The organism is Vibrio sp. RE86 (genome assembly GCF_013114545.1).
Lineage (GTDB): Bacteria > Pseudomonadota > Gammaproteobacteria > Enterobacterales > Vibrionaceae > Vibrio.
In genome coordinates this window covers 91,462-113,495 of record NZ_VTXI01000013.1, presented here as the reverse complement: position 1 = coordinate 113,495, position 22,034 = coordinate 91,462, and the positions used below count along the sequence as shown (strand labels likewise).

General features: G+C 46.3%; 20 protein-coding genes. 11 read left to right on the top strand and 9 right to left on the bottom strand.

Annotated elements, in window-relative coordinates:
• Window positions 1-204 precede the first annotated feature (204 nt).
• From metF to F0231_RS13660, 3 genes are all read right to left on the bottom strand, one after another.
• Window positions 205-1,095 (bottom strand): methylenetetrahydrofolate reductase, encoded by an 891-nt coding sequence (gene metF, locus F0231_RS13670; protein ID WP_171760263.1) that lies wholly within the window; start codon window positions 1,093-1,095, stop codon window positions 205-207.
• A gap of 225 nt (window positions 1,096-1,320) precedes the next feature.
• On the bottom strand, window positions 1,321-3,732 hold the full coding sequence (locus tag F0231_RS13665; protein WP_171760262.1) for a bifunctional aspartate kinase/homoserine dehydrogenase II: 2,412 nt from the start codon (window positions 3,730-3,732) through the stop codon (window positions 1,321-1,323).
• Entirely contained in the window at window positions 3,732-4,898 is a 1,167-nt protein-coding gene (locus F0231_RS13660) for an O-succinylhomoserine (thiol)-lyase (RefSeq protein WP_171760261.1), read from the bottom strand. Before F0231_RS13660 ends, F0231_RS13665 begins: the two co-directional genes overlap by 1 nt.
• A gap of 219 nt (window positions 4,899-5,117) precedes the next feature.
• Between F0231_RS13660 and metJ the strand changes: the two genes are divergently transcribed.
• A complete protein-coding gene (gene metJ / locus F0231_RS13655; RefSeq protein ID WP_004415993.1) occupies window positions 5,118-5,438 on the top strand; it encodes a met regulon transcriptional regulator MetJ in 321 nt (106 codons plus the stop codon).
• 106 nt (window positions 5,439-5,544) lie between these two features.
• Here the strand turns inward: metJ and F0231_RS13650 are convergent, their stop codons facing one another.
• Together F0231_RS13650 and rpmE are read right to left on the bottom strand one after the other, a co-directional pair.
• The gene (locus F0231_RS13650) at window positions 5,545-6,822 is read right to left on the bottom strand and encodes a malic enzyme-like NAD(P)-binding protein (RefSeq protein ID WP_171760260.1); all 1,278 of its coding nucleotides are present in this window, start codon (window positions 6,820-6,822) and stop codon (window positions 5,545-5,547) included.
• Window positions 6,823-7,082: 260 nt separating this feature from the next.
• On the bottom strand, window positions 7,083-7,301 hold the full coding sequence (gene rpmE / locus F0231_RS13645; RefSeq protein ID WP_004743259.1) for a 50S ribosomal protein L31: 219 nt from the start codon (window positions 7,299-7,301) through the stop codon (window positions 7,083-7,085).
• Between the two features lie 281 nt (window positions 7,302-7,582).
• Here rpmE and priA point away from each other — a divergent pair, with 281 nt between their 5' ends.
• The 5 genes from priA to hslU all read left to right on the top strand — a co-directional run bounded on the left by priA (window position 7,583) and on the right by hslU (window position 13,918).
• The gene (priA, locus tag F0231_RS13640) at window positions 7,583-9,784 is read left to right on the top strand and encodes a primosomal protein N' (RefSeq protein ID WP_171760259.1); all 2,202 of its coding nucleotides are present in this window, start codon (window positions 7,583-7,585) and stop codon (window positions 9,782-9,784) included.
• A 366-nt stretch (window positions 9,785-10,150) separates the two neighbouring features.
• Window positions 10,151-11,158 carry a DNA-binding transcriptional regulator CytR gene (cytR, locus tag F0231_RS13635; RefSeq protein ID WP_171760258.1) on the top strand — a complete coding sequence of 336 codons (1,008 nt, stop codon included), beginning with the start codon at window positions 10,151-10,153 and terminating at the stop codon, window positions 11,156-11,158.
• A 115-nt stretch (window positions 11,159-11,273) separates the two neighbouring features.
• Window positions 11,274-11,819, top strand: a complete 546-nt coding sequence (locus F0231_RS13630) for an SPOR domain-containing protein (protein ID WP_171760257.1) — start codon at window positions 11,274-11,276, stop codon at window positions 11,817-11,819.
• 169 nt (window positions 11,820-11,988) lie between these two features.
• Window positions 11,989-12,531, top strand: a complete 543-nt coding sequence (gene hslV, locus F0231_RS13625; protein WP_171760256.1) for an ATP-dependent protease subunit HslV — start codon at window positions 11,989-11,991, stop codon at window positions 12,529-12,531.
• 52 nt (window positions 12,532-12,583) lie between these two features.
• Window positions 12,584-13,918 carry an HslU--HslV peptidase ATPase subunit gene (gene hslU, locus F0231_RS13620; RefSeq protein ID WP_171760255.1) on the top strand — a complete coding sequence of 445 codons (1,335 nt, stop codon included), beginning with the start codon at window positions 12,584-12,586 and terminating at the stop codon, window positions 13,916-13,918.
• A 71-nt stretch (window positions 13,919-13,989) separates the two neighbouring features.
• Here hslU and frdD read toward each other — a convergent pair whose 3' ends face one another.
• From frdD to frdA, 4 genes are read right to left on the bottom strand one after another with little or no spacing between them, the layout of a single operon-like run.
• Window positions 13,990-14,367 (bottom strand): fumarate reductase subunit FrdD, encoded by a 378-nt coding sequence (gene frdD, locus F0231_RS13615; RefSeq protein WP_171760254.1) that lies wholly within the window; start codon window positions 14,365-14,367, stop codon window positions 13,990-13,992.
• A gap of 12 nt (window positions 14,368-14,379) precedes the next feature.
• Window positions 14,380-14,763, bottom strand: coding sequence for a fumarate reductase subunit FrdC (gene frdC / locus F0231_RS13610; protein WP_171760253.1), 384 nt, complete (start codon window positions 14,761-14,763; stop codon window positions 14,380-14,382).
• Between the two features lies 1 nt (window position 14,764).
• Window positions 14,765-15,529: a succinate dehydrogenase/fumarate reductase iron-sulfur subunit gene (locus F0231_RS13605; protein WP_171760252.1), complete on the bottom strand. Its 765-nt coding sequence runs from the start codon at window positions 15,527-15,529 to the stop codon at window positions 14,765-14,767.
• Complete coding sequence (gene frdA, locus F0231_RS13600; RefSeq protein WP_171760251.1) at window positions 15,529-17,349, bottom strand: fumarate reductase (quinol) flavoprotein subunit; 1,821 nt, start codon at window positions 17,347-17,349, stop codon at window positions 15,529-15,531. Before frdA ends, F0231_RS13605 begins: the two co-directional genes overlap by 1 nt.
• 381 nt (window positions 17,350-17,730) lie before the next feature.
• Between frdA and epmA the strand changes: the two genes are divergently transcribed.
• The 5 genes from epmA (at window position 17,731) to cysE (ending at window position 21,998) form a co-directional block, all read left to right on the top strand.
• Window positions 17,731-18,702: an elongation factor P--(R)-beta-lysine ligase gene (epmA, locus tag F0231_RS13595; RefSeq protein ID WP_171760250.1), complete on the top strand. Its 972-nt coding sequence runs from the start codon at window positions 17,731-17,733 to the stop codon at window positions 18,700-18,702.
• Between the two features lie 147 nt (window positions 18,703-18,849).
• A complete protein-coding gene (locus F0231_RS13590) occupies window positions 18,850-19,284 on the top strand; it encodes a rhodanese-like domain-containing protein (RefSeq protein WP_171760249.1) in 435 nt (144 codons plus the stop codon).
• A 157-nt stretch (window positions 19,285-19,441) separates the two neighbouring features.
• Window positions 19,442-19,909, top strand: a complete 468-nt coding sequence (gene secB, locus F0231_RS13585; protein WP_171760248.1) for a protein-export chaperone SecB — start codon at window positions 19,442-19,444, stop codon at window positions 19,907-19,909.
• Between the two features lie 171 nt (window positions 19,910-20,080).
• Window positions 20,081-21,115, top strand: a complete 1,035-nt coding sequence (gene gpsA / locus F0231_RS13580) for an NAD(P)H-dependent glycerol-3-phosphate dehydrogenase (RefSeq protein ID WP_171760266.1) — start codon at window positions 20,081-20,083, stop codon at window positions 21,113-21,115.
• A 61-nt stretch (window positions 21,116-21,176) separates the two neighbouring features.
• A complete protein-coding gene (gene cysE / locus F0231_RS13575) occupies window positions 21,177-21,998 on the top strand; it encodes a serine O-acetyltransferase (RefSeq protein WP_171760247.1) in 822 nt (273 codons plus the stop codon).
• The last annotated feature ends 36 nt before the right edge of the window (window positions 21,999-22,034 follow it).

The window sequence follows — 22,034 nt, the reverse complement described above, 5'->3', positions numbered from 1 at the left end:
TTTAAAGCCTAGTGTGTAATCACGCTGATTGCGCTTAACGTAGGTATTATTTGAAGTAGTCATAATTCGTCCTCAATGTGTAAACACATTTCAGGACGGGACACGCGACAGAATTGAAGAGGCCGAACATAGTGTTCGGCCTTTTTGTGTTTGAAGTATAAAAAAGGCCGACACAATTGGTCGACCATTTTAGAAGTTCTAAGATTACGCTTTAGGACGAACGCCTAGCGTATGACATAGCGCGTAGGTCATTTCTGCTCGGTTTAGAGTATAGAAGTGGAAGTCCTTCACTCCTTCTCGACTCAGCGTACGCACCATATCGATCGCTTGGCTTGCTCCAACAAGCTGACGAGTTGTTGGGTCGTCATCTAACCCTTCAAACTGCTGAGCCATCCAACCAGGTACTTTTACGTTGTTCATTGCCGCAAAACGAGACGCTTGTTTGAAGTTAGACACTGGAAGAATACCTGGAACGATTTCTACGTCGATGCCAGCAGCAACACTACGGTCACGGAAACGTAAGTAGCTCTCTACATCGAAGAAGAACTGAGTAATAGCGCGATTTGCACCAGCATCTACTTTACGCTTTAGGTTTAGCAGATCTGCTTGAGCGCTTTTCGCTTCAGGGTGTACTTCAGGAAACGCTGCTACTGAGATATCGAAATCATGACGTTCTTTAAGCAGTGTCACAAGGTCAGAGGCATACATCTCAGGTGCGCCGCCGCCAGGAGGAATATCACCACGCAATGCAACGATGCTTTGGATGCCGTTCGCCCAGTAGTCATCAGCGATTTGGATTAGCTCTTCACGAGATGCGTCAATACACGTTAGGTGAGGTGCTGCGACTAAGCCAGTTTGGTCTTTGATCTCTTTGATGATTGAGTGGGTTCTATCACGCTCGCCCGAGTTTGCTCCGTAAGTTACGGAAACAAATTTCGGTTGAAGAGTTTTTAGACGATGAACGGAATTCCACAATGTCTCTTCCATCTTTTCACTACTTGGTGGAAAAAACTCGAATGACACATTGATATTGTCAGAAAGTTCAGCGATATTCTGATTTAAAGCGTCAATATGACTGGCGTGTGTGTATCCCATCTTACTCTCCCTGTGGCAATCCGCGCCGACAAAACTCAAAAATTCCAAATCGACGTTTAGACGTCTATATGTCTACAGAATGTATTGAATACGATTTAATGTCAACAGTGTGATTATGAATTTTTTTCAAGTTTATTATGAGTGAATCTCAAGTTAAGTTGAAAGTGATTCATGATGGGATTGGGGATATCAAGAAGGCGCAGCCAGTGACTGCGCCTGTTGTGGTTAAAGTAGGCTAGAAAGCAGGTTGAGATCCGATTGGATAGCACCCGCGGTGACCTCACGACCAGCCCCTGGACCACGAATGACAAGTGGGTTGTCTTTATACCACTTACTCTCGATAGCGAAGATGTTGTCACAAGGAAGAAGGTTAGCAAGGGCATGTTCTTTGTTTAGCGCTTCTACGCCGACTGTTGCTGTACCATTTCTTTCTAGACGCGCTACGTAACGCAGCACTTTATCTTCGCGCTGCGCTTTCTCTAGACGCTCTGCCAGTAGTTCACTGAGGATGTGGCTCTTATCCAAAAAGTCATCCAGAGAGAGCTCTGCTAAGTCTGATGGAACTAGGCTTTCTACCTTGACCGCTTCCGGCTCGATGGCAAGTCCAGATTCACGCGCCAAGATGACTAGCTTACGCATTACGTCTGAACCATCTAGGTCATTGCGAGGGTCGGGTTCTGTTAACCCTTGCTGCCATGCTAGATCAACCAACTCTGCAAATGGCACACTGCCATCGTACTGTTGGAATAACCAAGAAAGCGTACCTGAGAAGATCCCTGAAAGTGCGATAATGTCATCACCACTTTCACGTAAATCTCGCACTGTGTGGTTGATAGGTAAGCCAGCACCTACTGTGGCGTTATAAAGCCAATGGCGATTGATCTTAGCAAATGCATCTTGTACTTGGTGGTAGTAATCGCTAGAAGCTGAGCCAGCGACTTTATTCGCTGAGATTAAGTGCATGCCTTGTTCGGCAATTTCCAAATAGCGATTAGCAAGAATTTGGCTTGCGGTAACATCAAGCACAACTACATCATCATAGCCTTGCAGAGCACCAAGCTTTTCAATCCAGTTACTGCCTTCATGGCTTACTGACTCTTCATCAAAGTGGCTAGATACTTTGGCTGCATCGATGCCCTTATCGTCAAACCAATAAGTCTGGCTATCAACTACCGCGACCAGTTCAAAGTTCATACCGTGACGTTTTTCGAGTTCGTTCTTCTGAACAGTAAATAACTCTAACCAGCTAGAACCAATATTGCCTTTGCCACATAGTGCGATAGCCACACGCTTCTGAGCTTGGAACAACTGGCTATGAATTGACTTCACCAGAGGATTGGTATCGGTCGAACGCAGCACTGCGACTAAGCTCAAGCCTGATAGAGATTCAGAAATAAACTCGATAGGTGCATTCTTCAGCTGTTGATAGAAGCCGTAGCAGTGATTGGCGTTGGTTGTTACGCCTGCACCAACTGCTGCCACCATTGAGTAGCCTTCTTTGAGCTTAATCTCCGCTTCAATTGCGGCATCTTGTAAGTACTCTAGTGCGCCACCTGCGATTTCTGCGGTGTATGCAAGGCGCAAGCTGTGTTGGTCTGGTTGAGACTCATATGTCAGCGGTTCTAGTTGTGCGCGCTTTAGGCTTGTGAGCACTTCACTTTCAGCTCGTTTGAAATCATGACCAGAGGCGAAATTAAGCTGAATCAGTAGGATTTCATCCAGTGAAGAGATGATTTTAGCGCCTCGACCTGAAGCCAGTACACGCTCAATTCTTGTTGAACCCGATTCTGGTTCGTAGCTGCAGCGTAGATGTAAATCCATCGCGCTTTGAGCGACAGGTTGAAGCGTGCGGCTATGCAGTACAGGGGCTGCAAGACGAGCCAGTTCACTTGCTTCATCTAAGCGAAGCAAAGGCAACAGACAGGCGTCAGAGACAAGACGAGGGTCTGCACTGTAAACACCCGCAACATCGCTCCAAATGGTGACACGTTTTGCTTCAGCTAACGCACCAATGACGGTTGCTGAGTAGTCTGAACCATTACGACCCAGTAGCACAGTGTGCCCTTGGCTATCTTGAGCCATAAAACCAGTAATAACGATACGGTGCTGTGAATGTTGAGCTAATACTTCTTTGATTAGAGGGTAAGACTTACCAAACTCGACTTCTGGTTGTGTTCCTGCTTCCGCTCGTAAGAAAGCACGTGCATCTTGAGCGACCGCTTGTAATTCGTTTTGATTAAGCAGTGCGGCAAGCAGACGAGAAGACCATACTTCACCATGACCAAGTACCGCCGATTTTTCAGCTTCTGTTAGTGGAGCGGTTAGCTCACCCAGTGTGCTGAATTCATCGTTTAGTATCGCAATCAGTTGTTGTTGATCGTCATTGTCTAACAGCTCTTCAATGAGCGACGTTTGAAATTGACGCAAAGCTTGCAGCTCTTCATGAGCAATGCGGCCATCTTTATTCAAGCCTTCAAGAAACGCGATCAAGCGATTGGTTGTTTTACCTGCTGCCGAGACAACAATGAGGTCATCAGGCTTTGAATACTCTTTTAGAATTCCAACCACTCGACGGTAGCACTCCGGATCAGCAAGGCTACTACCACCAAACTTATGCAGTTGACGCTCGATAGTCATTAGAATGCCTCCTTCGCTTTAGCAAAGGCTTGAGTTAAATCTTCAATTAGGTCGTCGGCATCTTCTAGTCCCACAGATAGGCGCAGTAGTTGTTGGGAAACGCCGGCTTCCGCTAACGCTTCTTCACCCATAGCACGGTGTGTCATCGATGCAGGGTGGCAGATAAGGCTCTCTACACCGCCAAGTGACTCTGCAAGAGAGAATAGCTCTAATTGACCAACAAAATATTTTAGCTGCTCGAAGTCACCTGAAAACTCAAAGCTCAGCATTGAGCCAAAGCCAGTTTGCTGCTTCTTAGCAATATCGTGGCCTGGGTGGTCAGGTAGGCTTGGGTGATAAATGTTACCAACCAGGCCTTCTGTCTGAAGGTAGCTTAGGATTTTTGCAGAACTCTCTTCATGAACTTTCATGCGAGCACCAAGTGTGCGAATCCCGCGTAGGGTCATGTAGCTGTCAAACGGTGTTCCCGTTGCGCCAATACAGTTACCCCACCATGCCAACTCTTCGGCATGCTCTTCTGTTTTGGTTATCACCACGCCGCCAATAACATCTGAGTGACCGTTGATGTATTTGGTGGTTGAGTGAATAACGAAGTCAGCACCAAGCTCTAGAGGTTTTTGGAACACAGGGGTCAAAAAGGTATTGTCGACGGCAACTAAGGCGCCAACTTGTTTAGCTTGTTGACACACTTTTGCAATATCAACCACGCGAACCAATGGGTTAGATGGCGTTTCTAATAAGATGAGTTTTGGCTTTTTAGCAATAGCGGCAGAGAGCGCTTGTTCATCTGACTGATCAACGAACTCTACTTTGAAGTCACCTTTATTCGCACGCGTATTAAAAAGGCGGTAAGAGCCACCGTAGCAGTCATGAGGTGCGACAATGAGGTCGTTAGGGCCTAGGAATGCAGACGCCCAAAGGTTGAGTGCTGATGTACCACAGTTAGTCACGACGGCGCCTTTGCCGGACTCAAGTTCAAATAGTGCTGTCTCTAGTAAGCCACGGTTTGGGTTACCAGAACGGGTATAGTCGTATTTTGGTACTTCACCAAAAGCGGGGAAGCCATAGTTGGTCGATAGGTAGATTGGTGGAACAACTGCGTGATGCTGAGTGTCAGACTCGATACCAGTACGTACCGCGATTGTGGCTGGTTTGCGGGTGCTCATAAGTGTTTCCTTTCGAACTTTAGTGACTTCTAATAGGGAATACGCTATACCTGTGGGTTGTTAGATATATGTTACTCCAAATCCATATCTGTTCACTTTACTTGTCATTTATGTGGCCGTCAACACTTCTAGACGTCCATATGTCTTTGCTTATGGCCATAAATCCCGCTAAAATTACGCTTTCGAATTCAAAACATAAATATTTACAAAAGGTGCGCAATGGCAGACTGGAATGGCGAATACATTAGCCCATATGCTGAACATGGAAAGAAAAGCGAACAAGTAAAGAAGATTACCGTTTCTATTCCATTGAAAGTATTGAAGGTTTTAACTGATGAGCGTACTCGTCGTCAGATTAACAACCTACGCCACGCGACAAACAGCGAGCTATTGTGTGAAGCGTTTCTACACGCGTACACCGGGCAGCCACTGCCAACGGATGAAGATTTACGTAAAGATCGCCCAGATGATATCCCTGCTGAAGTGAAAAAACTGATGACAGAGATGGGTATTGAGTTCGAAGCGTTTGACGAAGAATAAAAAGAAATCTAAGCACCTAAGTTTTTCGCTGCGAGCCATAAAGAAATGACATAAAAAAACCGCTGTTACTGACAGCGGTTTTTTCTTTATTCATTATTAGATGCGATTACGCTTCCATGTAGTTCTCTGGCATCTCAATACGAGCCACACCAGATTCTATGGCGGCTTGGGCAACTGCTTTTGCTACGCGAGGAAGCAAGCGAGAGTCCATTGGTTTTGGAATGATGTAACCAGGGCCAAACGATAGCGAATCAACACCTGCAGCTGTGAGAACTTCTGCTGGTACTTCTTCTTTTGCTAGCTGACGAATCGCGTCAACCGCTGCCAGTTTCATCTCATCATTGATCTCACTAGCGCGAACATCTAACGCACCACGGAAAATGAATGGGAAACATAAAACGTTGTTTACTTGGTTCGGGTAGTCACTGCGACCCGTACCCATGATGATGTCATCACGAACTTCGTGTGCAAGCTCTGGCTTAATCTCTGGATCTGGGTTTGAACATGCGAACACAACAGGTTTATCTGCCATCAGTTCTAGTGCTTCTGGAGACAGAAGGTTCGGGCCTGATACACCAAGGAATAGGTCAGCACCTTCGATAACATCTTCCAGTGTGCGCTTGTCTGTGTTGTTAGCAAATAGCTGTTTGTATTCGTTAAGATCTTCACGACGAGTATGGATCACGCCTTTGCGGTCAAGCATGTAGATCTTCTCACGCATTGCACCACATTTAATCAGTAGTTCCATACATGCAACCGCTGCCGCACCCGCACCTAGACAGACGATAGTCGCCTCTTCTAGCTTCTTGCCTTGCAGCTCGATTGCGTTCAGCATGCCTGCAGCCGTTACAATCGCGGTGCCGTGTTGGTCATCATGGAAAACTGGAACGTCACAACGCTCGATTAGCTGGCGTTCAATTTCAAAACAGTCTGGCGCTTTGATGTCTTCAAGGTTAATACCACCGAATGTATCAGCAATGTTCGCCACTGTATCGACGAACTCTTCAATGGTGCGGTGCTTAACTTCGATATCAATTGAGTCTAAACCTGCAAAGCGTTTGAACAGAAGAGACTTACCTTCCATTACAGGTTTTGATGCTAGAGGACCTAAGTTACCAAGACCAAGAATTGCGGTGCCGTTAGAGATCACTGCAACCATGTTACCTTTTGAAGTGTACTTGTAGACGTTATCGGCATTTTGTGCGATTTCACGTACAGGTTCTGCTACGCCTGGGCTATATGCTAGAGCGAGATCTTTTGCTGTCTCGGCTGGTGTTGTTAGGGCAACACCGATTTTCCCTGGAGTCGGGTACGCATGGTAGTCCAAAGCTTCTTGGCGGAATTGTTCTTCAGCGGATAATTCTTGGCGATTGTCATCTGACATGGGTGTAGGTACTCATTGTTTTTATTTGGAAAGGGGGAAATCCATTCTAGAGTAACTAAGTCAAGCTATCTAGGTCAGAATGCGAGCTGAAGCAATAAAATGTGTTAAATGACTGGAGATAAGACCAGATGAATAGAGATATGGCTAGCGAATATCAAATTCACTAAACGATTACTCTATAAAATGAGAGAAAGGTAAGTTAGAGGGCAATAAAAAAGGACGCCGGAGCGTCCTTTTTCAGATTCGATATCAGAGCAGAATTACTTCTTGCTTGATAGAGCACCGAAACGCTTGTTGAAGCGATCAACACGGCCGCCAGTATCAACGATACGCTGCTTACCAGTGTAGAATGGGTGACATTTGTCACATACGTCTAGGTGGATAGACTCTTTAGCTAGAGTTGAGTTGAACTCGAAAGAGTTACCGCAAGAACAAGTTGCTTTAACTGCTTTGTATTCTGGGTGGATACCAGCTTTCATGGGAGAACCTCTAATATAGGCCGTGTCGCTATCCGATTCTAAGCCGGACACCACACGTAGTTAATAAAAAATGATTTAGGATACCGCTACACCAAGGTAGCCATATCTCTAAGGCGCGATATAGTAATGAATAGATGAGGCAGGATCAACCCGTTTGAGCCATAAACTGCTACTTTTTTAGCCTGTATAGCAGATAGCCACTGATTGTTGCTCTCTTTCCAGCTCTCTCCTTTTACCTTAGACTAACAACGTTTCCTTCCAGCGAGCTTTATAGCCAAACTATGCGACCAATGATTGCCCGAGTTGCACTACCTGTGCCACTTGATAAACAGTTCGATTACCAAATTCCTAGTCACCTATTTCCTATTATAGGCGGACGGGTTTCTGTGCCTTTTGGTCGTCAAACGTTAGTGGGTGTTGTGACCGCATTGGTTAATGAGTCTGAATTCGGCTTCGATAAACTGAAACCGATTAAGCAGGTACTTGATAGTCAACCAGTTTGGCCTGATACCTTGTACTCACTGTTGAACTGGTGCAGTCAGTTTTATCAGTATCCATTGGGCGATACGTTGCTCAATGCGATGCCCAGTGCGCTAAGAAAAGGTAAAGAAGCCGACTTTGCGACGCTGGTGGAGTGGCAACTGACTTCAGCTGGGCGTGACCAATTCATGCAAGGGTTCGGTCGTGCAGTTAAGCAAGCCAAGGTTATGCATATGCTAGAAGGGGGCTCTGTTCCTCATCAACGCTTTATTGATGAAGAGGTCTCTTCGTCGGTATTAAAGACCTTAGCGGAGAAAGGTTGGATCGAGTCGATTGAAAAGCGTCCGGTAGTCCGAGATTGGCAAAAAGATGTAGAGGCGCAAGTCGATAAGCCCAAATTGAATGCAGAGCAAGCCGTGGCGATTGCGACAGTGAACAGTGCGGACGGATTTGGCTGCTATTTATTGGAAGGGGTCACTGGCTCGGGCAAGACTGAAGTTTACCTGAACCTAATCAAACCAGTATTAGAAAAAGGGCGACAAGCTCTGGTACTTGTTCCTGAAATTGGTTTAACGCCACAAACCATTAACCGCTTCAAAAAACGTTTCAATGTACCTGTTGAAGTGATTCATTCAGGCCTTAATGATACTGAACGCCTGAATGCTTGGTTGAGTGCACGCGACAATGTCTGCGGCATTGTGATCGGCACACGTTCGGCATTGCTGACGCCTTTTGCTAATTTGGGCATTATCATTGTTGATGAGGAGCACGATGCGTCCTACAAGCAGCAAGATAGTTTGCGTTACCATGCTCGCGATGTGGCGGTAATGCGTGCGAATAAAGAGCAAATCCCGATTGTGCTCGGTTCAGCAACACCTGCATTAGAAACGCTCCATAATGCACTGGCGGGCAAATATCACCACCTTATCCTCTCTTCGCGAGCAGGCAGCGCGACACCGACTACTAATAAAGTGCTCGATGTTAAAGGGTTGTACCTTGAAAGCGGCTTGTCAGCGCCATTAATTGCCGAAATGCGCAAACACCTAACGGCGGGCAACCAGGTGATGCTGTTTTTGAACCGACGAGGCTTTTCGCCAGCCTTAATGTGCCATGAGTGTGGTTGGATTGCAGAGTGTAAACGTTGTGATGCTTACTATACCTATCATCAAAACAGTAATGAGATCCGTTGCCACCACTGTGGTTCGCAGCAGCCAACGATTCATCATTGCCAAGGGTGTGGTTCAACACACCTTGTTACGGTTGGAGTGGGTACTGAGCAGCTTGAAAAGCAACTGGCTGAGCTTTTTCCTGAATACAAAACGATTCGTATTGATCGCGATAGTACGCGCCGCAAGGGAAGCTTAGAGAGTGCACTTGGAGCAATTCGCAATGGGGAGTATCAGATCTTAATTGGGACTCAGATGTTAGCAAAAGGGCATCATTTCCCTGATGTGACCATGGTAGGTTTATTGGACGTGGATGGCTCTCTCTACAGTAGTGATTTCCGAGCCTCTGAACGTTTGGCTCAGCTGTTTATACAAGTGGCAGGGCGAGCAGGACGTGCGAGTAAGCCAGGAGAAGTCGTCTTGCAGACTCACCACCCAGAGCACAGTTTGTTGCAAGCGCTGCTGAATAAAAGTTACCGTCATTTTGCTGAAACGGCATTAGAAGAGCGTAAGCATGCTCAATTGCCACCATACTCCTTCCTTACTCTGTTTAGAGCCGAGGCAAACCACTCTCAAGAAGTGGAAGATTTCTTGCGTCAGGTGCGCCATACACTAGAAGCCCATCCATTGTTTGATAATTTTTGCCAAGTATTAGGTCCAACTCCTGCACCTATGGCTAAAAGGGCGGGTAAGTTTCGTTGGCAGCTTTTGCTACAAACACAAAGTCGTCCTGTTATGCAGAAATTATTGTCGAGTGCTAAGCCCGCTATCCAGATGCTGCCTAATGCCAAAAAAGTGCGTTGGTCACTCGATATTGAGCCACAAGATCTGAGTTAATCAACGGCTCTCTTTGATCTGATTTTTTATAAAATCAGACTCAATCCTCTCCTTTGGTCTGCTTTTAAGAATATTGCATGCATGCCTTTTTCATTTAATTGTGACCAAGATCTCCCATTGGCTGCTCATTTTGTTAAATCTCCCGTAACTTTGTGCCCTTAAATGAATAAACTAGGTGATGTGCAAAGTATTGTTTTCAAGTCATAGTTTGATAGTTAAACGATTGCGTTGTCGAAATTAATGAGAAGATAGGTACTAACCTACAAATAACATCGTATTGTCCGTTTGGTCGATGAGATGCAATTCAATTAGGTTTAGGTGGCAACTGAGCTACCAGATAAGGTTATTTAAGAGGGTTAAGAAAATATGGCGACAATGAAGGATGTTGCCCAGCTTGCGGGAGTTTCAACAGCGACGGTTTCACGAGCGCTAATGAATCCAGAAAAAGTATCATCAGCAACAAGGAAAAGAGTTGAAGATGCGGTTTTAGAAGCTGGTTATTCACCAAACTCGTTAGCACGTAATCTACGTCGTAACGAATCCAAAACAATCATCGCAATCATTCCTGATATCTGTGACCCGTACTATACCGAGATCATTCGTGGTATCGAAGATGCGGCTATGGAGCATGGATACATCGTTCTATTAGGTGATAGTGGCCAACAGAAGAAACGTGAAAGCTCTTTCGTTAATCTCGTGTTCACTAAACAAGCTGATGGAATGCTGTTGCTAGGGACTGATCTTCCATTTGACGTCAGTAAACCTGAGCAGAAAAACTTACCACCTATGGTCATGGCGTGTGAATTTGCGCCAGAGCTTGAATTGCCTACCGTACACATTGACAACTTAACTTCAGCGTTTGAAGCGGTTAACTATCTGACTCAGATGGGGCATAAACGTGTGGCTCAAATCTCAGGGCCAGAATCTGCAGTGCTGTGTCAGTTCCGCCATCAAGGTTACCAGCAAGCGCTGCGCCGTGCGGGAATCACAATGAATCAAAACTTCTGTACATACGGTGATTTCACTTTTGAGGCTGGTGCGAAAGCCGTTCGTCAATTACTTGCTCTGCCTGAACCACCGACCGCGATTTTCTGCCACAACGATGCGATGGCGATTGGCGCAATCCAAGAAGCGAAAAAGCTCGGTCTGCGAGTACCACAAGATCTTTCTGTTGTGGGCTTCGATGATATTCATTTCGCGCAGTACTGCGATCCACCGCTAACCACTATTTCTCAGCCTCGCTACGAGATTGGCCGTCAAGCTATGTTGATGATGCTTGAGCTATTGAGAGGCCATGACGTTCGAGCGGGCTCTCGCTTACTCGAAACCACTTTGGTTGTTCGTGAAAGTGCGGCACCACCTCGTATGATTTAAGCTAGATATCCTAAGCGGCGCATTTTGATGCGCCGCTTCCATTTCTAGTCTGTCATCGCATCGCATTCTGGATTAACATACCGACAGTGGTAACCAACTTTATTGATGTTTAGTCGTGGCAAATAGAGATTATGTAAAACGTGGCCGTGGTGGAAATAGCCGTAAGCCCGCAAAAAAGACAGCGCCTCGCCGTAAGCCTTGGCGCAGTGGTTTACTGGCAGTATTGCTTGTCAGTGCGTTTGGTTATGGCCTGTATCTTTTAAGCAATGATCCTGAGCCGCCAACACCGGTTGTTGAGCCTGCTAAAACAAAACCTAAGCCAAAACCGCAAGCGAAATTACCACCGCCTCCAGAAGAGAAGTGGGATTACGTGGAAAGCTTGCCTAGTCGTGAAGTAGAAGTGCAAGCGAAAGAGCAGGTAATATCGAAAATCCCATACATCATGCAGTGTGGTGCGTACAAGAAGGCTCAGCAAGCTGAAGCGCGCAAACTGGACATCGCATTCCAAGGTATTAGCAGTGAAATCCGCAAGAAAGAGGGCAGCAGCTGGTATCGAGTAGTACTTGGTCCATACAAGCTCAAGCGTGATGCAGAGCGAGATAAGCACAAACTGCAACGTGCGAAGATTGAACCTTGTGCGATTTGGAAAGAGTCGCAGTAAATAGATGAAAAGCGAACCTCGATGGGTTCGCTTTTTTATTTGCTCTAGATGGCGGCAGAATAAATAGATTTCTCATCATTTGTAACCTTCCTTCTCCCCTTGAATTCCTTTGTCTATAACCTCATATAACTTTTAACACCGAGATTAAAACAACTATGAGGCCCTACTCGTGACTACCATTGTATCTGTACGTCGTAATAATAAAGTCGTCATCGCTGGTGATGGCCAAGTATCTCTGGGTAACACAGTAATGAAGGGCAATGCGCGCAAAGTGCGTCGCCTGTACAACAACAAAGTTTTAGCTGGCTTTGCTGGTGGTACGGCAGATGCTTTCACGCTGTTTGAAAAATTTGAAAGCAAGCTGCAAATGCACCAAGGCCATTTAACCAAAGCAGCCGTTGAACTGGCAAAAGATTGGCGTAGTGATCGTGCTCTGCGCAAGCTAGAAGCGCTGTTAGCTGTAGCCGATGAAACAGCATCACTTATCATTACAGGTAATGGTGATGTGGTTCAGCCTGAGAACGACCTGATTGCCATTGGTTCAGGTGGTAACTTTGCTCAAGCGGCAGCCACTGCTCTATTAGAAAATACCGAATTAGATGCTCGTGACATCGCAGAAAAATCACTGAAAATTGCCGGTGATATCTGTGTGTTTACGAACCATCACCACACTATCGAAGAACTAGAAATCCCAGCCGATCAAGCCGAGTAATCTGGCGGAATAAACAAAGATAGTGGCAACAAGAATTTAAAGGAAACTGACTATGTCTGAAATGACTCCTCGCGAAATTGTTCATGAACTGAACCGTCATATCATTGGCCAAGAAAAAGCAAAACGTTCTGTGGCGATTGCACTACGTAACCGCTGGCGTCGTATGCAGCTTGAAGAGAGCTTGCGTGTTGAAGTAACGCCTAAGAACATTCTGATGATTGGTCCAACGGGTGTAGGTAAAACTGAAATCGCTCGTCGTCTTGCTAAGCTAGCCAATGCGCCTTTCATCAAGGTAGAAGCGACTAAGTTTACCGAGGTGGGCTACGTAGGTAAGGAAGTGGAAACCATTATCCGTGACCTAACTGACGTTGCGATTAAGATGACTCATCAGCAAGCGATGGAAAAAGTTAAATTCCGCGCAGAAGAGCAAGCTGAAGAGCGTATCTTAGACGCGCTACTTCCACCGGCTCGTGATGCTTGGGGTCAAAACGAGCAACAAGATGAAAGTTCATCAAACACACGTCAAATCTTCCGCAAGAAGCTTCGTGAAGGCAAGCTAGACGACAAAGAGATTGAAATCGATGTTGCTGCACCACAAATGGGTGTGGAGATCATGGCTCCTCCTGGTATGGAAGAGATGACAAACCAGCTTCAGGGCATGTTCCAAAACCTAGCAGGCGATACGAAGAAAAAGCGCAAGCTGAAAATCAAAGAAGCATTCAAAGCACTGACTGAAGAAGAAGCGGCGAAGCTTGTAAATCAAGAAGAGCTAAAAGAGCAAGCAATCTTCAACGTAGAAAACAACGGTATCGTGTTCATTGATGAAATCGACAAGATCTGTAAGCGTGGTGAGAGCTCTGGCCCTGACGTTTCTCGAGAAGGTGTTCAGCGTGACCTACTGCCTTTGATTGAAGGTAGCACGGTATCGACTAAGCACGGCATGGTTAAGACCGACCATATCCTATTTGTTGCTTCAGGCGCATTCCAAGTGGCCAAGCCATCAGATCTGATTCCTGAACTACAAGGTCGTCTGCCTATTCGTGTTGAACTCGAAGCGCTATCTAGCCATGACTTCAAACGTATTCTCACTGAGCCAAAAGCATCGTTAACCGAGCAATACGTTGCGTTGATGAAGACAGAAGAGGTCGATGTTGAGTTTACGGAAGAAGGTATTACTCAAATCGCTGAAGCGGCGTGGACAGTGAACGAAACCACGGAAAACATCGGTGCTCGTCGTCTACATACTGTGATGGAGCGTTTGATGGATGAAATATCATTTGAAGCAACCGATAAGTCAGGCTCTAAGCTAACCATCGACGCTGAGTACGTGAAAGCGAAACTGGGCGATACGATTGAAGACGAAGATCTAAGCCGCTTTATCCTGTAATCCCAATCGGGATATCAATAGAAACGAAAAAGCCCGCTCAATTGAGCGGGCTTAGTTTTATCTTCTGCTGGTTAAATCATGAAGATAAAAATAACAGCCAATGCCGAGATAAGACCTGCAAATGCGTAACACGCTACTTTACCGACTAAACCAGTATGGAATTTTAGGTCGTGCATACCGTGGTGTACGCGGTGCATTGCATGCCACATTGGTAGGGCAAGCGTACCAATGATAAACAGTGCGCCGATAATGCTGGTGGCAAAGTCTGCAACACGCTCATAGCTTAGCGCTTCTGAGTTAATCACGCCTAGTGGTGCTAATACGCCAAGCACCAAAATAGTGATTGGAGTGATCATCGCAAACCAAGTACCGCCTGCGCCAAATAGGCCCCACCAGATTGGCTCATCAGAACGCTTAGGGGCTCTATCTACAGAATAATTCGGTTTCATAGTCATAGCTCCTTAAACAACGACAAGCACAATCAGTGAAATAAACGCGACTGCAGCCCACTGAGTCAGCACAATGATTTTCTTATCAACTGGCTTTCCTTTAAGGCGAATCGGCATTACTTGCGGCATCATGCTAAAGAAAGTTTGAGCATGCAGCAGGCTACCAAGTAGAGCAACGATGTTAATCGCGATCACAACTGGGTTTGCCATGAAGTTTAGCCACGTTTGCCAAGCTTCAGGGCCTTTCACTAGCGAACCTAGGCCAAAGGTCAGGAACAGTGTGAACAAGATTAGCGGCAGAACGGTTGCTTCACGCAGCATGTAGAAGCGGTAAAACGGGTGGTTCTTCCACCAAGTACGTTTAACTTCGCGAACGTAAGGTTTACGGTTGCTCATCTTACGCCTCCTCTGCAGTTTTTGTTGGTGTGCCATCAGGCTTGAACATAGAGATAACGAAGTCCATTGAAGACTCCACTTTACCTTGGTTTACCGCTGCCGCTGGGTCTACGTTCTTCGGACAAACGTCAGAACAGTAACCCACGAACGTACAGCCCCAAGCACCGTTTTCACCATTGATCAGTGCCATACGCTCTGATTTACCGTTGTCACGGCTATCTAGGTTGTAGCGATGAGCCAGTGTCAGTGCCGCTGGGCCAATAAACTCTGGGTTTAGGCCAAACTGAGGACACGCTGCGTAACACAAGCCACAGTTGATACAGCCAGCGAACTGCTTGTACTTCGCCATCTGCTCAGGTGTTTGCAGGTTCGCGCCATCTTCAGGCTTACGGTCGTTACCAATGATGTAAGGCTTGATTGCTTCTAGGCGCTCGATAAACGGCGTCATATCAACGATTAAGTCTTTCTCGATTGGGAAGTTTGCTAATGGTTCGATCTTCACGCCATTTGGGTAATCACGCAGGAAGCTCTTACATGCTAGCTTAGGCACGCCGTTAACCATGATGCCGCAAGAACCACAGATCGCCATACGACAAGACCAACGGTATGAAAGGTCTTTGTCTAGGTTGTCTTTGATGTAGCCCAGAGCGTCAAGCGTTGACATTGTTTCATCAAACGGCACTTCGAAGGTTTGAAAATGCGGCTCTGCGTCTTTCTCAGGATCGTAACGAAGAACCTCTACTTTTTGGATGCGATTCGCTGACATTATGCTTGCTCCTCTGCTTTCTTCGCTTCTGCTTCAGCAGCTTTTTCAGCAGCCGCTGCTTTCTCTGCGGCTTCACCGTATAGACGTGCTTTTGGTTGTGACTTAGTAATCTTCACGTTGCTGTAGTCGATACTTGGCGCTGCATCTTCTTTAAAGAAGGCCAGAGAGTGCTTAAGGAAGTTCACGTCATCACGTTCCGTGCAGTTGTCATCTAGACGTTGGTGCGCACCGCGTGACTCTTTACGTAGGATTGCAGAGTGAACCATAGCTTCAGCAACTTCTAGGCCGTAGCCCACTTCGATAGCGTAGAGAAGGTCAGTGTTGAACACTTTGCCTTTGTCTTTGATGCTGATGTTTTTGTAGCGTGATTTCAGCTCAGTGATCTTATCGATCGTTGCTTGCATCAGATCTTCTTGACGGTAGATACCACAACCCGCTTCCATGGTGTGACCCATCTCAGTACGGATATCAGCCCAGTTTTCATCGCCTTCTTGATTCATCAGTGCTGCGATGCGCTCTTCAACCGCTTTCACTTGAGCCGCGATAGACTCTTCATTCCAGCCTTTGAATTCTGCAGCGCGCTTCACTGCTTGCTCACCTGCTACGCGGCCGAATACCACGAACTCAGCCAGTGAGTTAGAACCTAAGCGGTTTGCACCGTGAAGACCAACGGAAGCACATTCGCCAACCGCGAATAGACCTTTAATGCGTGTTTCACATTCGCCGTTGGTTTCAATACCACCCATGGTGTAGTGAACAGTTGGACGAATTGGAATCGGCTCTTTCGCAGGGTCAACGTTCACGTAAGCTTTTGCTAGTTCACAGATGAACGGTAGACGCTCTTGTAGATACTCTTCACCTAAATGGCGAAGGTCTAGATGTACGACATCACCAAGAGGGTGCTTGATGGTGTTGCCTTTCTGCTGTTCGTGCCAGAAAGCTTGCGAAACTTTGTCACGAGGACCCAGTTCCATGTATTTGTTCTTCGGCTGGCCAACTGGAGTTTCTGGGCCCATGCCGTAATCTTGTAGGTAACGGTAGCCATTCTTGTTGACGATGATACCGCCTTCACCACGGCAACCTTCGGTCATTAGGATGCCTGTACCAGGAAGACCTGTTGGGTGGTATTGAACGAACTCCATATCACGTAGAGGAACGCCGTGACGGTAAGCCATCGCCATGCCGTCGCCCGTTACGATACCGCCGTTAGTGTTACAGTGATAAACACGACCTGCGCCACCCGTTGCAAGTACAACGGATTTAGCTTTGATAGTGACCAATTCACCTTCTGACATGTGAATCGCGATAAGGCCTTGAACCTCACCTTCGTCCACAAGTAGATCCACCACAAAGTACTCATCAAAACGTTTGATGTTGTCGTACTTCATTGATGTCTGGAATAGGGTGTGAAGCATGTGGAAGCCGGTTTTATCGGCTGCGAACCAAGTGCGCTCAACTTTCATACCGCCGAAGCGGCGTACGTTGACTTCACCGTTCTCTTTACGACTCCATGGGCAGCCCCATTGCTCCATTTGGATCATTTCGCGAGTCGCATTTTCTACAAAGTATTCAACAACGTCCTGTTCACATAGCCAGTCGCCACCGCCAACAGTGTCGTTGAAGTGGTTGTCTAGGCTATCTTCATCCTTGATAACTGCTGCTGAGCCACCTTCTGCAGCGACCGTGTGGGAACGCATTGGATAAACTTTAGAAATAAGCGCTACTTCTAAGTCAGGGTTTGCTTCAGCTGCTGCAATAGCAGTACGAAGACCAGCGCCGCCTGCGCCGATGACTGCGATATCTGTGGTGATAATTTGCACAGTTATCCTCCAGTGTGAAATTGCGGAATAGTCCGCTTGTTATAATAAAATGGGGTTACTCCCCAAAAGTGGTAGGGTTAGTGTAGAAGAGCTAATTTGCAGAAAAATTGATTTATTTAGGGTTTTGCTTCGGTAATGCATCAGAGGGCATAAAAAATATAGGTTATGTGACTGCAATCACGGCAACAATCAATTACCTTGCTCGCCTTTAATAGGGCTTGTTAAAGCGCTGTTACATGACATTGCCATCATTGATATCAGAGTTAATAAAGGATGTTTTTTGCACTGTGCAACGTTATTAACTTGCTTCAATATTGAACTAGGCAAAGCACAGCAAACTTGATATTTTCCTTGCCAGATTTTTATATGAGATTTTCTGCTATGAGCACTGAATGGAAGCCGACCGCATCGGTTGAACAGCTTCGCCAACGCGCAGGTATTTTGGCCAAGATTCGTCAGTTTTTCGCTGAGCGTGATGTTCTTGAGGTCGACACCCCAGCAATGAGTCACGCCACGGTGACTGATGTCCATCTCCATACCTTCCAAACCGAGTTTGTTGGTCCAGGTTATGCGGATGGCAGTCAGCTCTATTTTATGACTAGCCCAGAATTCCATATGAAGCGACTACTGGCGGCGGGCAGTGGTTGTATCTATCAGATTAATAAAGCCTTTCGCAATGAAGAAAACGGTCGTTACCACAACCCTGAGTTCACCATGCTTGAGTGGTATCGAGTCGGGTTTGAGCACCACAAGTTGATGGATGAGATGGATGCACTGCTTCAGCTTGTCTTAGGCTGCGCTTATGCTCAGCGAATGACTTACCAGCAAGCCTTTATAAAAGTGCTAGGGGTATGCCCACTAGAAGGCTCAATGGATGAACTAAAAGCGTCTGCTCGAACGTTAGGCTTGAGTGATATCGCTGATCCTGAAGAAGACAGAGATACACTACTTCAGTTGTTATTCAGTATTGGTGTTGAAGGCAAGATTGGTCAGGATGTCCCTGCCTTTGTCTACGACTTCCCAGCGTCACAAGCGGCATTGGCGAAAATTAATCAAGCGGATCCACGAGTGGCGGACAGATTCGAAGTCTATTTTAAAGGTATTGAATTGGCGAACGGTTTCCATGAGCTGGATAACCCACAAGAGCAGCTCAATCGATTCGAATCAGATAATGTAAAACGTATCGAGATGGGGCTTTCCCCTCAGCCTATCGATCACCATTTAATTGCAGCCCTAGAATCGGGGTTACCAGAATGTGCCGGGGTTGCACTGGGTATCGATCGACTCATTATGCTGGCGATCGGCTGTGATCATATTGATCAAGTGACCGCGTTTCCGTTTCCACGAGCGTAGAGAAATGTGTAATAGATTCCTATTCTGAGTGTAATTGACTCGCTTAGGCATCTTAACCTCGCTATACTTCAGAACTGAATTTTTAGCCTAGAATCGCAATCCCCTTCATCTTAGAAGCTGCGGTTCTATTATCAAAGAGCACAGGACATGCAAGAGTACATCGCATTTTTTCAAGAGAACATGATTCTATCTGTGGTTTGGGTAGGTCTTGTTATCGCCCTGATCATGAACATCGTTAAGTCAACGACAGCGGCTTACAAAGAGATCACTGCAGCACAAACCACTCACCTAATGAACCGTGAAAACGGCGTTGTGGTCGATATCCGTAGTAAAGATGAGTTCCGCAAAGGTCACATTACTGATGCACTTCACATTTTGCCGTCAGATATCAAAGCGGGTAACTTCGGTAGCCTTGAAAACCACAAATCAGACCCAATCATTGTGGTATGTAAGACTGGTCAAACGGCTCAAGAGAGTGCAAACCTTCTTGCTAAAGCAGGTTTTGAAAATGTGAACCTGCTGAAAAGCGGTTTGGTCGCTTGGAGTGAAGCAAACATGCCTTTGGTTAAAGGCAAGAAGTAATTCCAACGCTGATTATCGAAACGCTGATTGAAAAATCGGCGTTTGTTTTAGAGAGATGTGAAGAGTTCCACGAATTTCATTGGAAACCTAGTCATAGCAACGTCTCTCGGTTAGTCTCCAATCAGACTATTTATTGCAGGATTAAAGGATTTTAATAATGGCTGAAGCAGCACCACAACAAGACGCACAGAACTTTGCGATTCAACGTATCTTCCTAAAAGACGTTTCTTTTGAAGCGCCAAACTCACCAGATATGTTCCAAAAAGAGTGGAACCCAGATGTGAAACTGGATCTAGACACTCAAAGCCGTGAACTAGGTGAAGGTGTATACGAAGTTGTTCTACGTCTAACAGTGACAGTTAAGAACGCTGAAGACAATGCATTCCTATGTGAAGTTCAACAAGGTGGTATCTTTACTGCTGGTAACATGGAAGCAGGTCAACTAGCTCATTGCCTAGGTGCATTCTGCCCGAACATCCTATTCCCTTACGCTCGTGAAACTATCTCAAGCCTAGTGGTTAAAGGTACGTTCCCTCAACTAAACCTAGCGCCAGTTAACTTTGACGCTCTGTTTATGAACTACCTACAGCAGCAAGCTCAGACTGAAGGTCAAGCTGAAGCGTAATTGACTTCCTCTGTATAGCAGAGGGGCTGTATAAAATGCACAGAGTGTCCCAGTTGATGCGATGTGCATTTTTTGTTTTTTACACCCAAAGACTGGGCGCTTGTTTTTGATTTCTGCGCAGTGCAGTGGTTAACGACAAGATTCTAGTCACCTTAATGACAATTAGGCGGAATAATGAAAGATAAGACCAACAATGGCTACGGTAGAGAGATTGCAATGACAGTCATCGGTGCGGGCTCATACGGCACATCACTGGCTATCTCATTGGCACGTAACGGTGCGAACGTAGTAATTTGGGGGCACGATCCTGAGCACATGGCTCGACTTGAAGCGGATCGTGCTAACCATGAATTCTTACCAGGCATTGAGTTTCCTGAGTCGTTAATTGTTGAATCAGATTTAGAAAAGGCAGTTCAAGCGAGTCGTGACCTACTGGTTGTGGTGCCTAGCCATGTATTTGGTATTGTGTTGAACAGCGTTAAGCCACACCTACGTGAAGACACTCGAATTTGTTGGGCAACCAAAGGTCTAGAGCCTGAAACAGGTCGCCTACTTAAAGAGGTTGCGTTCGATGTGATCGGTGAAAACTATTCACTGGCGGTACTATCAGGGCCAACGTTCGCGAAAGAGCTTGCGATGGGTATGCCAACGGCGATTTCTGTTGCGTCACCTGATGCTGATTTTGTGGCTGACCTGCAAGAGAAAATCCACTGTAGTAAGACATTCCGTGTATACGCTAACAGCGACTTCATTGGCATGCAGCTCGGTGGGGCGGTGAAGAACGTAATTGCGATTGGTGCGGGTATGTCGGATGGTATTGGTTTTGGTGCCAATGCTCGTACCGCATTAATCACTCGTGGCCTTGCGGAGATGACACGCTTAGGTGCAGCTTTAGGCGCGCAGCCCGAAACCTTTATGGGTATGGCTGGTCTTGGTGACCTTGTTCTTACATGTACTGATAACCAGTCACGTAACCGTCGCTTCGGTTTAGCATTGGGCCAAGGTAAAGATGTTGATACCGCGCAGGAAGAGATTGGTCAGGTTGTTGAAGGTTACCGTAATACCAAAGAGGTTTTCTTGCTCGCTGAACGCATGGGCGTTGAGATGCCAATTGTTGACCAAATTTATCAAGTATTGTATCAAGGGAAAGATGCACATCTTGCAGCGAAAGACCTGCTTGCACGAGACAAAAAATCAGAAGCTTAATAGCGCTCTGTAAGCATAGAGTTATTATCTAGAGACTAGGGATTCAGTACTAGGAATTGAAATGAAACATTGTGAGAAACAGAAGGTTTGGCAAACTATTGTAAAGGAAGCACGAGAGCTTTCTGAGCAAGAGCCAATGTTAGCAAGCTTCTATCATGCCACTATTATTAAGCATGATAGCCTAAGCGCCGCGCTAAGCTATATTCTAGCGAATAAGCTTAATACCGCTTCAATGCCAGCGATGGCGGTGCGTGAAGTGGTTGAAGAGGCACTGAACGCCGATCCAAGTATTAGTGCTGCTGCTGCTTGCGACATCTGTGCGACGGTGAACCGAGATCCTGCTGTCGCAATGTATTCGATGCCTTTGCTTTACTTAAAGGGTTATCACGCTCTGCAAGGCTACCGAGTGGCAAATTGGCTGTGGAAACAGGGCCGTATTGCTCTTGCTACCTATCTTCAAAACCAAATCTCTGTTGCATGTCAGGTGGATATTCATCCGGCGGCTCGCATTGGTCATGGCATCATGCTTGACCACGCGACTGGTATTGTTATTGGTGAAACGGCAGTAGTAGAGAATGATGTGTCTATTCTGCAGGACGTAACCCTCGGCGGTACAGGTAAAGAGTGCGGTGATCGACACCCGAAAATCCGTGAAGGTGTGATGATCGGTGCTGGTGCGAAAATTCTAGGTAATATTGAGGTGGGTGAGGGCGCTAAGATTGGCTCTTGTTCTGTGGTGCTACAGCCAGTACCTGCTCATACAACGGTTGCAGGTGTGCCAGCGAAAATTGTTGGACGACCTAAAACAGATAAGCCTTCTCTGGATATGGACCAGCAGTTCAATGGTCGCTCACAAAGCTTTATCGGTGGGGATGGAATTTAATTCTTAACCTCAAAAACAAGAAAAGGTTGGCAATTG

Excerpts from the sequence above, each read along its gene's own strand:
- rpmE (WP_004743259.1), bottom strand. The coding sequence starts at position 7,301 with ATGAAAGCTGGTATCCACCCAGAATACAAAGCAGTTAAAGCAACTTGT.
- F0231_RS13650 (WP_171760260.1), bottom strand. The coding sequence starts at position 6,822 with ATGTCAGATGACAATCGCCAAGAATTATCCGCTGAAGAACAATTCCGC.
- epmA (WP_171760250.1), top strand. The coding sequence starts at position 17,731 with ATGAGCACTGAATGGAAGCCGACCGCATCGGTTGAACAGCTTCGCCAA.
- cytR (WP_171760258.1), top strand. The coding sequence starts at position 10,151 with ATGGCGACAATGAAGGATGTTGCCCAGCTTGCGGGAGTTTCAACAGCG.
- F0231_RS13665 (WP_171760262.1), bottom strand. The coding sequence starts at position 3,732 with ATGACTATCGAGCGTCAACTGCATAAGTTTGGTGGTAGTAGCCTTGCT.
- cysE (WP_171760247.1), top strand. The coding sequence starts at position 21,177 with ATGAAACATTGTGAGAAACAGAAGGTTTGGCAAACTATTGTAAAGGAA.
- F0231_RS13590 (WP_171760249.1), top strand. The coding sequence starts at position 18,850 with ATGCAAGAGTACATCGCATTTTTTCAAGAGAACATGATTCTATCTGTG.
- F0231_RS13605 (WP_171760252.1), bottom strand. The coding sequence starts at position 15,529 with ATGTCAGCGAATCGCATCCAAAAAGTAGAGGTTCTTCGTTACGATCCT.
- metJ (WP_004415993.1), top strand. The coding sequence starts at position 5,118 with ATGGCAGACTGGAATGGCGAATACATTAGCCCATATGCTGAACATGGA.
- metF (WP_171760263.1), bottom strand. The coding sequence starts at position 1,095 with ATGGGATACACACACGCCAGTCATATTGACGCTTTAAATCAGAATATC.
- secB (WP_171760248.1), top strand. The coding sequence starts at position 19,442 with ATGGCTGAAGCAGCACCACAACAAGACGCACAGAACTTTGCGATTCAA.
- frdD (WP_171760254.1), bottom strand. The coding sequence starts at position 14,367 with ATGAAACCGAATTATTCTGTAGATAGAGCCCCTAAGCGTTCTGATGAG.
- F0231_RS13660 (WP_171760261.1), bottom strand. The coding sequence starts at position 4,898 with ATGAGCACCCGCAAACCAGCCACAATCGCGGTACGTACTGGTATCGAG.
- frdC (WP_171760253.1), bottom strand. The coding sequence starts at position 14,763 with ATGAGCAACCGTAAACCTTACGTTCGCGAAGTTAAACGTACTTGGTGG.
- priA (WP_171760259.1), top strand. The coding sequence starts at position 7,583 with ATGCGACCAATGATTGCCCGAGTTGCACTACCTGTGCCACTTGATAAA.
- hslU (WP_171760255.1), top strand. The coding sequence starts at position 12,584 with ATGTCTGAAATGACTCCTCGCGAAATTGTTCATGAACTGAACCGTCAT.